This is a genomic window from Polaribacter sp. YIW18, assembly GCF_057219325.1.
In genome coordinates, this window is record NZ_JBXVVE010000003.1 from 312,366 (window position 1) to 326,601 (window position 14,236).

Sequence of the window (14,236 nt, forward strand, 5' to 3'; positions counted from 1 at the left end):
TTTATGAGATTGAAAATTTTAAATTATTTTCAATCTCATTAATATACAAAGTTTTTTTATTCATTTTAAAAACTAAGTCATACGCACTAATATTCAATATAATCTACAATTTCTAAACCATAACCAATAATACCCACTCTTTTTGTTTGTTGCGAATTGGTAATTAGTTTTAGTTTGCTAATATTTAAATCGTGTAAAATTTGTGCACCAATACCAAAATCTTTATTGTCTAGTTTAATATCTGGGGCTTTCATAATCCCTTTTTCTTGGCTTTCTTTTAATATTTTAAGTCTACTAATTAAGTTTTGCGATTGATTCTGTTGATTTACAAAAATGATAGCTCCTTTACCATCATCGTTAATCACTTTAAACATTTGGTCTAATTTTTTATCTGCATTATTGGTTAATGTACCTAATATGTCATTATTAACTAATGTTGAATTTACGCGAGTTAAAATACTCTCATTTTTAGACCAAGAACCTTTTGTTAAAGCGATATGCACTTGATTGTTTGTAGTTTGTTCGTAAGCTCTTAACCTAAATTCGCCAAAACGTGTGTTGATGTTAAAATCTTCTTTTTTCTCAATCAAAGAGTCATGCTCCATTCTGTAAGCTACTAAGTCTTCTATAGAAACTATTTTGATATCGAACTTTTTTGCCACTTCTAAAAGTTGTGGTAAACGTGCCATGGTTCCATCTTCGTTCATAATTTCTACAATAACACCTGCTGGCTCTAAACCTGCTAAACGTGCAAAATCGATAGCTGCTTCTGTATGACCAGTTCTTCTTAAAACACCACCTTCTTTAGCTACTAATGGAAAAATGTGACCCGGTCTTGCCAAATCAAAAGGTTTTGTATTTTTTTCTATTAAGGCCTTTATGGTTAACGCTCTGTCTGAGGCAGAAATACCTGTTGTAACGCCTTTACCACGCAAATCTACAGAAACTGTAAAGGCAGTTTCCATCGGATCTGTATTGTTGTAAACCATCATTCCTAAATCTAAGTCTTTACAACGTTTTTCGGTAAGTGGTGCACAAATTAAGCCACGCCCATGAGTTGCCATAAAGTTGATCATTTCTGGTGTAACTTTTTCTGCAGCAGCTAAAAAATCTCCTTCATTTTCTCTGTTTTCATCATCAACCACAATTATTACCTTACCATTTCTAATGTCTTGTATAGCATCTGCAATAGTGTTTAATTGGGTGTTTTTTTTGCTTTGTAAATTAGTCATATACTTATATGTCTTTTTTAGATTTAAATTTTTTAAAGAAATTAATGATGGGTTGTGTAATGGCATCTACATTAAAAATACCTTTGTCATTAGTGGCTCTTCTGGTTAAGAAAATACCAAGAGGAACCATAACCATAGTAGAAATCCAAGCTCCCATTAAAGAGGAAATAGAACTTTCTTCAGCTAAGTTTTTACCCATTGTATTTCCAAAAAAGTAGAGTACATAGATGCATATTGCTAAAATCATAGGCAAACCAAAACCACCTTTTCTAATTATAGAGCCTAATGGAGCACCAATAAAAAATAATATTAAGCATGAAAAAGAAAGGGCTATTCTACCATAATATTCAGAATCAAAAAAGTTTAACATTTTTCTTTTCCATTTAACGCCATCTACATTGTTTTTTACATTGCTAAAAGCTGAATTTATTTTTGATTTTGCAGCATTTAAAATGTTAATTTGTTCCCTTAAGTTAAAATTATTTAAAATATTCGTTGAATCTATAAATTTTGTTTTTAAAGAATCTTTGTATTTGTATAGTTTTTTTGCAGTAGTAATACTGGTTATTGTTTTTGCTCTTGCTGCTAACAATTCGTTATAACTTGCTTTTAGAATTGGTATGGTATCATTTAACTGATTTAGAGTTCTCATATTATAGCTGTTTTTAACTCTTTCTTCGTCTAATTTACCATCTCCAACTATATTAGAAATATCTATATTGAATTCGTATTCTTTAAATGTTGCTTGAGAAGCAGGCATTCTTTTTCTTTTTTTTGATGATCTATATTCTTTTGTGTGGTCTTGGTAATAATATCCATCATATAAAATAAAGGTCATATATCTACTACCTTCTTCTGATAAAATTTTACCTCTTTCTGCTGTAATTACTTTTGTATTACCATTTCTGTTGCTTAAATCGTAAATTAAAACCTTTTTTAAGAGATTTTCTTCTTCACCGTATTTCTCTTCAAATTTTATTTGATAATTTGGAATATCACTATTAAAACTACCAGAAACTAATGCTAACGCAGGTTTTTTCTTTTTGATATTATAGTAAAGGTTACGTTGCTTTAAAGTTGCATACGGAAAAACATTATTTAAGAATAAGAAGTTGATGCCACTAAAAATTAGTGTTAAAATGATGAGTGGTCTTACCAAGCGTTGTAATGAAATACCAGCAGATTTAGCAGCTGCAAACTCGTAGTTTTCGCCCAAACTACCCAAAGTCATGATAGAAGATAGTAAAACGGCTATAGGTAATGCTTGAGGTACAATACCTAAAGTTGTATAATATAAAAGTTTAAAAATAAATATAAAACTAACTCCTTTACCAGCTACATTTTCAAAAATCTGCCAAAGTATTTGCATTACCAATACAAAAAGCACGATTAAAAAAGTAGCTATAAAAGGTTTTAAGAAGCTTTTTAAGATGTATTTATCTAAAATTTTCATTGCAACAAAAGTAATTGCTTAATTAATAATACGCTACTAATTTATTGTTAATTGAAAAAATTAGTCAATTATATAATTATTACTTAAAAACTTGTCTTTATTAAAAGTGAAAAAGTTTTTCGGTAAATCTTCGTTGTTTTTAAACTTTGTAATTGTAAAAGAGGTTTTAGAACCATTGGTACCTGTTTGGATTAATTTATAAATATGCTTGGTTTTTGCATCTATCCCCAATTCAACTTGAATTATTTCTGAGTTACTATCTTTAGGGTTTAGAATTACATATTGTATTTTTCTTCCTTTTGTGTTTTGTAGTTTTCCCATTTTAAAGGTGTAACCCTCTTTGTAAAAAGTTAATAATTTTGAGGGATATACAAAACCATCATCACCCTCTATATCTCCTTCAGAAATTGATATTTCTTTTTCATCATGATTGATAACATGCAATTTTTTACTATCGTAAATAAACTGATTTCCTAAGTAATTTAAGTTGTATTTTTCTCCTTGTAAGTTGATTTCGCCTCTAATTGGGGGTTCATCACCTTCCTTAATCCCTGCATCTTCGTTACTTAATGTTTGGCTAAAACCAATGTACATGTTTTTGTAAGCTCCCATTTTTGCAGAAACTTCATCTAATAAAGATTTTGCTTTTTCTGAATCTTGAGAAAAAACAATCGTTGTTAAAAATAAACTTAAAAATAAACTTATTATTTTTTTCATTTTAAATATTCTTTTCATTTTCTAATAATTGATCAAGAGCCACTAAATCTGGAACTAATACTTGCCTTGCTTTACTGCCTTCAAACCCCCCAACAATTCCAGCAGATTCTAACTGATCTATCAATCTTCCTGCTCTGTTGTATCCTAATTTTAATTTTCTTTGTAATAAAGAGGCAGAACCTTGCTGTGCTGTAACAATAATTTCTGCGGCTTCTCTAAACAATTTATCTCTATCTTCTATATCAATATCAATACTGGTGCCACTTTCATCATCTACATACTCTGGTAATTGGTACGCTTCAGAATAGGCTTTTTGAGAACCAATAAAATCGGTTATTTTTTCTACTTCTGGTGTATCTACAAAGGCACATTGTATTCTTTTTATTTCATTTCCACCAGAAAACAATAAATCTCCACGTCCAATAAGTTGGTCTGCTCCAGGTGCATCTAAAATGGTTCTAGAATCTATTTTAGAGGTTACTCTAAAAGCAATTCTTGCAGGGAAATTCGCTTTAATGATACCAGTAATTACATTTACAGATGGTCTTTGCGTAGCCACAATTAAATGTATCCCTATGGCTCTGGCTAATTGTGCCAAACGTGCAATTGGGGTTTCTACTTCTTTACCAGCAGTCATTATTAAATCAGCAAATTCATCGATAACCAAAACTATATAAGGTAAAAATTGATGCCCGTCATTAGGGTTTAATTTTCTGGCTTTAAATTTAGCATTGTATTCTTTTATGTTACGAACCATAGCTACTTTAAGTAAATCATAACGATTATCCATTTCTATACACAAAGAATTTAAGGTAGTTACTACTTTACTTGTATCTGTAATAATAGCCTCTTCTGTATCTGGTAATTTTGCTAAATAATGACGTTCTATTTTATTAAAAAGTGTTAATTCTACTTTTTTAGGATCTACTAAAATAAACTTTACTTCAGCAGGATGTTTTTTATACAATAAAGATGTTAGTACTGCATTTAATCCTACAGATTTACCTTGCCCTGTAGCACCAGCCATTAAAAGGTGAGGCATTTTAGCCAAATCTACCACAAAGGTTTCGTTAGAAATAGTTTTACCCAAAGCAATAGGTAACTCCATATTTGATTCTTGAAATTTCTTAGAAGAAATGGCAGAATGCATAGAAACAATGGTAGATTTTTTATTAGGCACTTCTATACCAATGGTGCCTTTACCAGGAATTGGTGCAATAATTCTAATTCCTAAGGCTGCTAGAGAAAGTGCAATATCGTCTTCTAGATTCTTAATTTTAGAGATTCTAATTCCTGCTTCTGGAACAATTTCGTACAAGGTAATTGTTGGGCCAACTGTGGCTTTAATTTCTTCGATTCCAATTTTGTAGTTTTTTAAAGTATCTACAATTCTATCTTTATTTGCTTCTAACTCTTCTGGATCAATAGAAATACTCTCATTGTATTGTTTTAATAAATTAAATGTTGGAAATTTAAAGTTAGAGAGCTCTAATGTTGGGTCAAATTCACCAAAATCTTTTACCAATTTATCAGATAAGTTTTCTGTAGATGCTTCTTCTTCTTCAACTTTTTCTATGTCTATTGCAACAGTTTCTTCCTCTTTGGCAATTTTTGTTTTTAGAACAGGCTCTAAGTTTTCTTCTACTTCTAAAGGTATTTCTTGCTCTTTTTTAGATGAAACATCTGAATATTTAGAAATTGTAGGTTTTAAATCCTCGAGAGATTTTTCAAACTCAGATTTTTCTTTTTTATCGTTTTTAAAAGAAATGGTGTTTGTAGTTTCTGTATCTACAACTTCACTTGTGTTTTCTTTATTTGTAGTGGTTTCAAAAGCATTACTTTCTGCTAGTTTAGCTGTTTTTGCAGCCTCTCTTTTTTGTTTAATTTTATTTATAAGTGCATCAAAACTAACTTTATAGCGAATTACTAAATACGTTATAAAAAAGAAAATTAATACAATAGCTAACCCTGTTTGTCCTATAAAAGTTTGTAGGTATTCGTTCATTTCGAAACCCACAATACCAGCTAAAAGTGCAAGTTTAGTGTTAAAAAAACCTAAAGTTACAGAAAGCCAAAGCATTGCAATTAACGCCCAATTCCAAGAAATAACAATTTTTGAGAGTTTTTTTTGAAAAAGGATGTATAAACCTGTTAAGAATATTTGAAAGGCAATTATAAACGAAGCAATTCCGAAGCTTTTGTATATAAAAAAGTGACTTAAACTAGCCCCAATTTTACCTAACAAGTTTTTACTTTTAACAGCTTTATCTGTAAGTTTTGTTAGTGTGCTTTGGTCTTCTTGCCAGTTAAAGAAAAAGGAAATAAAAGCAATACACAAAAAAATAGCGAAAGACATTAAAAATACAGCAATGATAGTTTTTGCTTGTTTTGTTTTTAAAAACGTTAACATATTTGTTTTTTCATCTGTTGAAGTTATTGTTTTTTTACTGCTAAGTTTCTTTTTTGTCATTAAATATTAAAATGTTTTATAGAGTGTTTGCTAAAATAGCAAATTGATTTTTGGAATGTATATAATACCGGCAATAATTAAAGAAATAATAGCAGCAAAAGTAGGTGCTCCAGCTGCAATATCTTTTATAAAACCTATTTTTATATGAAAATCTGGATGTACAAAATCAGCCACTTTTTCTACAGCTGTATTTAAAGATTCTGCCACTAAAACCAGGCCTATTGCTAAAAGCTGAATCATCCATTCTATGTTAGAAATCTGAAAGTAAAAACCTAAAACAGTCGCTATAACTGCCACAAAAATTTGTACCATTATACTGTCTTCTGTAGTTATTAAAAGCCATGCACCTTTAAAAGCGAATTTTAAACTACGTATTCTACCTTTAATAAAACTATCATTTGGGTTTTTCATACAATTAAATAGCTTTTAAAGCGGCTTCGTAATTAGGCTCATCTGCAATTTCAGATACTTGTTCTGTATATACTACATTTGCATTTTCATTTAAGACTATAACAGCTCTAGAGTGTAAGTGAGCTAATGGCCCATCTTTAATTTCTAATTGATAATCTTTACCAAAACTACCTGTAGCAAAATCAGACAACATTTCTACATTTTCTATACCTTCTGCACCACAAAAACGTGCTTGTGCAAAGGGTAAATCTTTAGAAATACATAAAACAATAGTATTGTTTAGTTCTGCTGCTTTTTTGTTAAATTCTCTAACAGACGTAGCGCAAGTACCAGTGTCAATAGAAGGAAAAACATTTAATACAACTTTTTTACCTTCAAAATCAGATTGTTTTTTTGTATTTAAATCTATTGTTTTTAAATTAAATTCAGGTGCTTTGCTACCAACTTCTGGTAAATTACCTATTGTGTTTATTGCGTTTCCTTTTAACGTGATATTTGCCATTTTTTGTATTTCTTATGTTTTTCAAAAGTAATTATTTTTATTCAAAAAATTAAGTAAAAACCAATAAGTTCTAACCCCTTTTTTTTAGTGATAATATGTATCTTCGCAAAAAGAAAAAAACTTTTTTTGTTGAATATTTCTCAATACACATCTGAGTTTAAGTACAATTGGAAACTGGCCGCACCAGTAATGTTAGGTATGTTAGGGCACACATTTGTGAGTTTTATAGATAACATTATGGTTGGGCAGTTAGGTACAGCAGAATTGGCTGCTGTTTCTTTAGGTAATAGTTTTATGTTTATTGCGATGTCTATTGGTATTGGTTTTTCTACAGCCATTACTCCTCTAATAGCAGAAGCAGATTCTTCTGATAACTTAACACAAGCAAGATCAGCTTACAAACACGGTCTAATATTATGTACTACTTTAGGAATTTTATTATTTTTATTAGTATTTTTTTCTAAGCCATTAATGTATTTAATGCAGCAACCAGAAGAAGTAGTTGCTTTGGCAATACCTTATTTAGATTTGGTGGCTTTTTCTTTAATACCTTTAATTATTTTTCAGGCTATAAAGCAATTTAGTGATGGCATGTCTATGACTAGGTACCCTATGTACGCTACTTTATTGGCTAATATTGTAAACATCTTTTTAAATTATATTTTAATTTTCGGAAAATTTGGCTTTCCAGAAATGGGTATAGTTGGAGCAGCTTATGGTACTTTAGTTTCTAGAATTATTATGGTCATTTATTTGTGGTTATTATTAAGATTTAAAGAACGTTCAGGCAGAATTGTAAAAAATATTCAACTCTTTGTTATTGATTTTTTTATGATCAAAAAAATTATAAAACTAGGCTCTTTAAGTGCCATGCAAATGTTTTTTGAAGTAGCTATTTTTACTGCAGCCATTTGGTTAAGTGGTTTGTTGGGTAAAAATCCGCAAGCAGCTAACCAAATTGCTTTAAACTTATCTTCTATGACATTTATGGTAGCTATGGGTTTAAGTGTGGCTTCTATGATTAGAGTTGGCAATCAAAAAGGATTGCAAAATTATAAAGAGTTGCGTAGAATAGCATTTTCTATATTTTTATTAGGAGTGTTATTAGCAACCATCTTTGCAATTATATTCTTTATTTTTCATAAAAGTTTGCCCAATATTTATGTAGATTTAAATGATGCTGCCAATTTTAAAGACAATACAGAGGTGTTAAAAATTGCGTCTAATTTATTATTAGCAGCTGCTTTTTTTCAAATTTCGGATAGTATACAAGTGGTTGTTTTAGGGGCTTTAAGAGGTTTGCAAGACGTAAAAATACCAACTATTTTAACTTTTATTTCTTATTGGGTAGTAGGTTTTCCTGTTTCTTACTTTTTAGGAAAGGAAGATATGTATGGTAGTTTTGGTATTTGGCTAGGATTATTAGCAGGCTTAACAACAGCTTCTATTTTGTTATTTATTAGATTTAATTCCTTAACTTTAAAATTAATAGCAAATAAAGAAAAAACAATTACAATAGTTTAAAAAAGATAATTACAAAAACATGAATTTACCAAAATTTTTACTTGCAGATAACAGCAATTTTCCTGATGATATTTTTGTATTGCATACAGAGTTTCCCAGATTTGTTATCAACCTAAAAGATGACGAAGTAGAATGGTTTGAAGATTTAACCGGAGAAAATGAAGAAGACATTGCTACAGAATTAGCAGATTTGATGGATAAAGCTGGTACTTTTTACGACGAAGAAATGAAACAATACGAATAAAAAAAATCCTCATGCTTAAAAAATATGAGGATTTTTTTTAAAACTTATTTGTTTATTTTTTTTCTTTTGGAATTACAATTCCTAATTTTTTTATAACTAAAGTTGTAATATCAAATTTTTCATCTATATAAGCAAATTGGTTACCAGTTGTAGTTAATACTTGTGTGTAACCATTTTCTTTAGCTACCCAAGAAATAGCATCATTAAGTTTTTTATAAAGAGGTCTCATTAATTCGTCTCTTTTTAAGCCCATTAACGTATTCCCGTTTTTTTGGTATTGTTGAATATTTGCCTCTAATTCATTCAACTCTTTTTGAGTAACTTTTTTTTCAAGTTCTCCCATTTCTTTTTCTTTGGCTTTGTAGGCTTCTAATTTTGCTTTAAAGTCTTCTACTTTAATTACAAAAGAGGAATCTAATTTTGCACCATAATTCTGTACCATTCCTACAACTGTTTTAGCCTCAGGCATATAATTTATAATATAATCGCTATCTATGGTGCCAACTTTTGTTTGTGCAATTGCATTTACACTTAAAAATGCAGTTAATAATAAGGTAATTTTTAGTTTCATAATGTTATTTTGAATCCGCAAAGATATAAAAGAGTAGGGTTTACCAAAATATCAAACACATAAAAAAGTTAAATATCTAATTTCTTTTTTATGGTTAATACAATTTCTTGTAAATCTGTTTTATAATCAAACCATAATGTTGATGCGTCTCTTTTAAACCAAGTTAATTGTCTTTTGGCAAATCTTCGAGTATTTTTTTTAATTTCAGATATGGCAAATTCTTTGGTAAAAGTATCATCAAAAAAAGAAAATAACTCTCTATAACCTACTGTTTGTAGTGCGTTTAAGTTTTTTTGAGGATATAATTTTTTAGCTTCTTCTAATAAACCGTTTGCTATCATTTGGTCCACCCGTTTGTTTATTCTATCGTAAATAATACTTCTATCAGCATTTAAACCCACTTTAATTACATTAAAATTTCTTGGTTTTTTGGGTTTATTTTTAAAAGTAGAGTAGGGTGTGCCAGAACTAACACATACTTCTAATGCTCTTAAAACCCTATGTGGATTTTCTATCTCTATAGTATTATACGTTTCTAAATCTAATTCTTTTAGTTGTTTTTGTAATGTTTCTAAGTCTTCTTTATGTAGTTTTTCTGTCAATTCTTCTCTTATCTTCAAAGGTACTTCAGGGAAATAATCTAAGCCTTTTAAAACAGCATCAACATATAAACCACTACCACCAACCATTATTTGAATGGGATTTTCTTTAAAAAGTTCGTCTAATTTTTTTAGAGCATCTCTTTCAAATTCCCCTACATTATATGTATCAAAAATACTTCTATCTTGTATAAAGTAATGTTTTGCAGCAGCAAGTTCTGCTGGTTCTGGTACAGCAGTTCCAATGCTCATTTCTTTATAAAATTGCCTAGAATCACAAGAAATGATACTTGTATCAAAGGTATTGGCTAACTGAATACTTAAAGCGGTTTTGCCAATCGCTGTAGGACCAACAACAACAAGTAAGGTGTTTTTAGTTTCTTTCATTTTAATTTAAAACACTACCACAATTGTAACAAAAAGTAGCATTTTCTTTATGTGAATCTTTTAAACAAGAAGGACAAGATTGTGTATTATGATCTTTATTGTCACTTTCAGATTTTGTCATTTCAGAACTTACAATTCCTGTAGGTATGGCAATTATAGAATAGCCTAAAATCATAATAACACTTGCAATTAATTGACCAAGTGGTGTTTGTGGAGCAATATCGCCAAAACCAACAGTGGTTAAAGTTACAATTGCCCAATATATACTAACTGGTATATTGGTAAAACCATTTTCTTCACCTTCTATCAAATACATAACAGTACCTAAAATAATACATACAATTACAACAAAAAATAAGAAAACTGCAATTTTAGCTTTACTAGCTCTTAAAGCTACTATTAATCTATTAGAAGCACCTATATAACGACCTAATTTTAAAATTCTAAAAACACGTAACAGCCTTAACGCTCTTAGAGCAACTAAACTATGTGTTCCTACCAGAATAAACGATAAGTATTTTGGGATGGTTGATAAAAAATCTATCACACCATAAAAACTAAAAATGTACTTCAATGGTTTTTTTATAGAAATAATACGCAAAATATACTCTATAGAAAATAAGATGGTAATAATCCATTCGCTTATATTTAAAAAATAATGATACTTTGCATCAAAACTTTTAATACTTTCTAATATTACCACTAATATGCTGGCAATAATGGCAATCAATAAAATAACATCAAATAATTTACCTTCTTTGGTGTCTGCCTCATAAATAACTTCATGAAGTTTCTCTTTCCAAGATGTATTATCGTTTGTTTTTTTCAAAATATAGATATTTTACTACTACAATACTACAAATATTAAATGAATTTAAAAATATTATCAGCTAATTTTCTTAGTATTTATAGGGGTTTGTAAAAATATAATACTAAGATTTTAGTTAATTAAGTCTGGTAAATTACTCTTTATATTTAATAACGATATTATCACGATATAAAAAAAGCCTTACATTTTGTAAGGCTTTCTTGTTAATCTCTATAAATTTTCTCGTATAAATGTTTATAAATATCTTTTATAATTTCTCGTTTCATTTTCATGGTAGGTGTTAAATGGCCCTCATCTATAGACCAAACATTAGGTGTTAGTTCAAAACGTTTAATCTGTTCCCATTTACCGAAATTTTTATTACACTTATCTACTTCTTTTTGAATTCTTTTAATTACAATTTCAGAATTTGCAATTTCTTCGTTAGAAGTACCAATATTTAATTCTTTGTGTTTAATCCAACCTACAATAAACTCGAAATTGGGTTGTATTATTGCTGCTGGCATTTTTTCTCCTTCGCCAACAACCATTACTTGTTCTATAAATAAAGATTGTTTTAAATCGCCTTCTAAAAGTGGTGGTACTACGTATTTACCACCCGAAGTTTTAAACATTTCTTTGGTTCTACCTGTAATTTTTAAGAAACCATCTTTATCAAACTCTCCTTTATCACCTGTATGAAAGTATCCATTTTTTAAAACTGAAGCAGATTTTTCTTCATCTTTATAATAGCCCATCATTACATTTGGTCCTTTTACTAAAATTTCACCATTTTCTGCAATCTTTACGTCTACATCTTTAATTACTTTACCAACAGTACCAACTCTAAAACCATTGTTTCTTTGATCATTTACAGATACAACAGGAGATGTTTCCGTTAATCCATAACCTTCCATAATAGGCATACCAGCAGCCGTAAAAACTTTGGTTAATCTTGGTTGTAATGCTGCACTACCAGAAACCATTAATTTTAGTTGGCCACCCAAAGCAGCTTGCCATTTAGAAAATATTAATTTTTTAGCAATTTTTAATTTTTTCTCATACCACCATCCATTTTCACCATTGGGTTTGTAGTTTAAGCCTAGATTAACCGCCCAAAAGAAAAGTGCTTTTTTAATACCAGATAAGGCTTCTCCTTTTAAAATAATTTTATCGTAAATTTTTTCGTACAAACGTGGTACGGCTGTCATTACGTTTGGTTTTATTTCTTGGGCGTTTTCAGAGAGTTTTTCTATGCTTTCTGCAAAGTATACAGAAACGCCACAATATTGATATAAGTACAATATCATACGTTCAAAAATATGGCAAACTGGTAAAAAACTTAAACCTATATCTTTACCATAATCTAAAGGTACTCTTTCTTTAGAAGCTAAAACATTTGTAACAATGTTTTTATGAGATAACATCACACCTTTTGGTTTTCCTGTTGTGCCAGAAGTATAAATTAAAGTTGCTAAATCTTCTGTCTTTACCGCTTTTTTTCGTGCTTCTAATTCTGTATCTAAAGATGTATCTTCTCCTGCTTTTAAAAGTTCTTTCCACGATTTTTCACTAGCAATATCATCAAAAGTAAAAACACCCTTTAATTTAGTGTTTTTCTTTATTGTATTTACTTTTTCTAATACCTCTATATCAGAAACAAAACAATAAATTGATTCTGAGTGATTTAATACATATTCGTAATCTTCTTTAGAGATAGTTGGATAAATTGGTACATTTTGTGCACCTATTTGCAATACTCCAATGTCGCAAATATTCCATTCTGTTCTGTTTGTACTAGAAATTACAGCAATTTTATCGTTTGCTTTTATGCCCAAACTAAGTAAGCCTCTACTAATTTTATTGGCTTGATCTATATATTCTTGTGTAGAAATACTTTGCCAACCACTGTGGTGTTTTGTGGTAAATGCTTTATTTAAATTATAGGTTTCTAATTGGTAATATGGAAAATCAAATAATCTTTTAATTTCTATGGACATGTGTTTTGTTTTGAGTAACGCAAATTAGGAAATTTACAGCTATTTAACAAATACTTATTTAAAGAGATTTATTATTAACAAATAATTAATTATATAGATTTTTCTTATAGAATAAAGAAATTAATCACTCTCATTATAAATGATAATTTGGGAGAATTATTTTTTTAAAAAGCACATTAGCTTCTTTTAATAAATAAGTTCGCATTATTTGGTTTTGTAAGACTCTAAAATCAACGTTGTCTATTACGACCAATTTATTAAGAAACGTTTACAAATATATGGGTGTGAATACCTATTTTTCGTCTATTAAATACTTACTAAAGCTTTTTCCGTTAATTTTTGTGTATTTAGAGTCTATATCATAGGCTACATTCATGTTAGTAATAATAAAATCTCCAGAAACTTGCATGTATTTTATGTTTAAGTCTTCTTCAAACTTTGTGTTTTTGAATGATACACCATCGTGAAATTTTGTATATTTAAAGGTAGCTGCATCTTTAAATAAAGCGTTGGAAAAACTTATGTTACTGCTAAATTTTGCATATTTAAATGTTGCAATTTCATCGAAAGTAGTGTTTGAAAAACTAGATTTGTCGTCAAATTTAGCGTATTTAAAAGAGGTGTCATCATCAAACATACTTTTAGAAAAATCTGCTTCATTTTCGAAACGAGAGTACTTAAACATGGCTTTTCTTTCGAAATTACAGTTGGTAAAAATAACATCACTTTTAAAACTTGCTGTAAATGTATAGCCAGAGTCTTCATGAGGAATGTAAGCTAAAACATCACCCTTAAATATACAGTTTACAAAAGATATGTTTACATCGATCATTTTTTTAACTTGGTTAGTAGAGTAGTTGTTAGAGCTCCAATTAAACCAACCACTTTTTTTCTTTCTTTCTGGTAATTTATCTAAAGCATCATCCATGTAAGTAAAATCTAAAACACCAACAATGGTAGTGTTTTTATAAGATATAGATTTTCCATTTTTTACATCTTGCATAATATCTGAAGCCTCTATTGTTTTTTGAGCAAAAGAAAAAGTTGTTGAAAGAAATAAACTAAATATTAGTAGTGTAATTTTATGTTTCATTTTATATTGAATTTTGAATTGTTTTATAAAAAGACCACTTAATTTTTTATTTGTGACACTTAATTTATTTTTTTTTAATGAATTAATTTGTCGCTAAGTGTTGTGACGTCCTGAAATAGCGTTACAGAATTAATAATCTAAAGGTAGTGATTTTATATCACTGCCTTTTTTGCTTTTATATTGTTTTCTTTTGACTTTATTTTGTTGATGCATTTGATTTGGTGT

The 14,236-nt window shown here is 29.1% G+C and carries 13 protein-coding genes; 2 read left to right on the plus strand and 11 right to left on the minus strand.

The window, feature by feature from the left end:
* Positions 1 to 86: 86 nt before the first annotated feature.
* The 6 genes from ribB to tpx are packed head-to-tail and all read right to left on the minus strand — an operon-like array spanning position 87 to position 6,785.
* Positions 87 to 1,232 carry a 3,4-dihydroxy-2-butanone-4-phosphate synthase gene (gene ribB / locus AC2D6T_RS05355; RefSeq protein WP_484680723.1) on the minus strand — a complete coding sequence of 382 codons (1,146 nt, stop codon included), beginning with the start codon at positions 1,230 to 1,232 and terminating at the stop codon, positions 87 to 89.
* 4 nt (positions 1,233 to 1,236) lie between these two features.
* Positions 1,237 to 2,685, minus strand: coding sequence for an LptF/LptG family permease (locus AC2D6T_RS05360; RefSeq protein ID WP_484680724.1), 1,449 nt, complete (start codon positions 2,683 to 2,685; stop codon positions 1,237 to 1,239).
* A gap of 60 nt (positions 2,686 to 2,745) precedes the next feature.
* Positions 2,746 to 3,402 carry an outer membrane lipoprotein periplasmic chaperone LolA1 gene (lolA1, locus tag AC2D6T_RS05365; protein WP_484680725.1) on the minus strand — a complete coding sequence of 219 codons (657 nt, stop codon included), beginning with the start codon at positions 3,400 to 3,402 and terminating at the stop codon, positions 2,746 to 2,748.
* Between the two features lies 1 nt (position 3,403).
* The gene (locus AC2D6T_RS05370; protein WP_484680726.1) at positions 3,404 to 5,872 is read right to left on the minus strand and encodes an FtsK/SpoIIIE family DNA translocase; all 2,469 of its coding nucleotides are present in this window, start codon (positions 5,870 to 5,872) and stop codon (positions 3,404 to 3,406) included.
* A 30-nt stretch (positions 5,873 to 5,902) separates the two neighbouring features.
* Positions 5,903 to 6,283, minus strand: coding sequence for a diacylglycerol kinase family protein (locus tag AC2D6T_RS05375; RefSeq protein ID WP_484680727.1), 381 nt, complete (start codon positions 6,281 to 6,283; stop codon positions 5,903 to 5,905).
* A 4-nt stretch (positions 6,284 to 6,287) separates the two neighbouring features.
* Positions 6,288 to 6,785 (minus strand): thiol peroxidase, encoded by a 498-nt coding sequence (tpx, locus tag AC2D6T_RS05380; protein ID WP_484680728.1) that lies wholly within the window; start codon positions 6,783 to 6,785, stop codon positions 6,288 to 6,290.
* 129 nt (positions 6,786 to 6,914) lie between these two features.
* Here tpx and AC2D6T_RS05385 point away from each other — a divergent pair, with 129 nt between their 5' ends.
* Entirely contained in the window at positions 6,915 to 8,309 is a 1,395-nt protein-coding gene (locus AC2D6T_RS05385; RefSeq protein WP_484680739.1) for an MATE family efflux transporter, read from the plus strand.
* Positions 8,310 to 8,328: 19 nt separating this feature from the next.
* Positions 8,329 to 8,553 carry a hypothetical protein gene (locus tag AC2D6T_RS05390; RefSeq protein WP_484680729.1) on the plus strand — a complete coding sequence of 75 codons (225 nt, stop codon included), beginning with the start codon at positions 8,329 to 8,331 and terminating at the stop codon, positions 8,551 to 8,553.
* 52 nt (positions 8,554 to 8,605) lie between these two features.
* On the opposite strand, the gene AC2D6T_RS05395 is transcribed toward AC2D6T_RS05390, so the two are convergent.
* The 5 genes from AC2D6T_RS05395 to AC2D6T_RS05415 all read right to left on the minus strand — a co-directional run bounded on the left by AC2D6T_RS05395 (position 8,606) and on the right by AC2D6T_RS05415 (position 14,011).
* Entirely contained in the window at positions 8,606 to 9,124 is a 519-nt protein-coding gene (locus tag AC2D6T_RS05395) for an OmpH/Skp family outer membrane protein (RefSeq protein WP_484680730.1), read from the minus strand.
* A gap of 68 nt (positions 9,125 to 9,192) precedes the next feature.
* Positions 9,193 to 10,110, minus strand: a complete 918-nt coding sequence (gene miaA / locus AC2D6T_RS05400) for a tRNA (adenosine(37)-N6)-dimethylallyltransferase MiaA (RefSeq protein WP_484680731.1) — start codon at positions 10,108 to 10,110, stop codon at positions 9,193 to 9,195.
* Position 10,111: 1 nt separating this feature from the next.
* A complete protein-coding gene (locus tag AC2D6T_RS05405) occupies positions 10,112 to 10,939 on the minus strand; it encodes an ion transporter (RefSeq protein ID WP_484680732.1) in 828 nt (275 codons plus the stop codon).
* A 203-nt stretch (positions 10,940 to 11,142) separates the two neighbouring features.
* Positions 11,143 to 12,918, minus strand: coding sequence for an AMP-dependent synthetase/ligase (locus tag AC2D6T_RS05410; protein WP_298946872.1), 1,776 nt, complete (start codon positions 12,916 to 12,918; stop codon positions 11,143 to 11,145).
* 292 nt (positions 12,919 to 13,210) lie between these two features.
* The gene (locus AC2D6T_RS05415) at positions 13,211 to 14,011 is read right to left on the minus strand and encodes a pentapeptide repeat-containing protein (protein WP_484680733.1); all 801 of its coding nucleotides are present in this window, start codon (positions 14,009 to 14,011) and stop codon (positions 13,211 to 13,213) included.
* Between the last annotated feature and the right edge of the window lie 225 nt (positions 14,012 to 14,236).

Excerpts from the sequence above, each read along its gene's own strand:
- ribB (WP_484680723.1), bottom strand. The coding sequence starts at position 1,232 with ATGACTAATTTACAAAGCAAAAAAAACACCCAATTAAACACTATTGCA.
- AC2D6T_RS05360 (WP_484680724.1), bottom strand. The coding sequence starts at position 2,685 with ATGAAAATTTTAGATAAATACATCTTAAAAAGCTTCTTAAAACCTTTT.
- lolA1 (WP_484680725.1), bottom strand. The coding sequence starts at position 3,402 with ATGAAAAAAATAATAAGTTTATTTTTAAGTTTATTTTTAACAACGATT.
- AC2D6T_RS05370 (WP_484680726.1), bottom strand. The coding sequence starts at position 5,872 with ATGACAAAAAAGAAACTTAGCAGTAAAAAAACAATAACTTCAACAGAT.
- AC2D6T_RS05375 (WP_484680727.1), bottom strand. The coding sequence starts at position 6,283 with ATGAAAAACCCAAATGATAGTTTTATTAAAGGTAGAATACGTAGTTTA.
- tpx (WP_484680728.1), bottom strand. The coding sequence starts at position 6,785 with ATGGCAAATATCACGTTAAAAGGAAACGCAATAAACACAATAGGTAAT.
- AC2D6T_RS05390 (WP_484680729.1), top strand. The coding sequence starts at position 8,329 with ATGAATTTACCAAAATTTTTACTTGCAGATAACAGCAATTTTCCTGAT.
- AC2D6T_RS05395 (WP_484680730.1), bottom strand. The coding sequence starts at position 9,124 with ATGAAACTAAAAATTACCTTATTATTAACTGCATTTTTAAGTGTAAAT.
- miaA (WP_484680731.1), bottom strand. The coding sequence starts at position 10,110 with ATGAAAGAAACTAAAAACACCTTACTTGTTGTTGTTGGTCCTACAGCG.
- AC2D6T_RS05410 (WP_298946872.1), bottom strand. The coding sequence starts at position 12,918 with ATGTCCATAGAAATTAAAAGATTATTTGATTTTCCATATTACCAATTA.
- AC2D6T_RS05415 (WP_484680733.1), bottom strand. The coding sequence starts at position 14,011 with ATGAAACATAAAATTACACTACTAATATTTAGTTTATTTCTTTCAACA.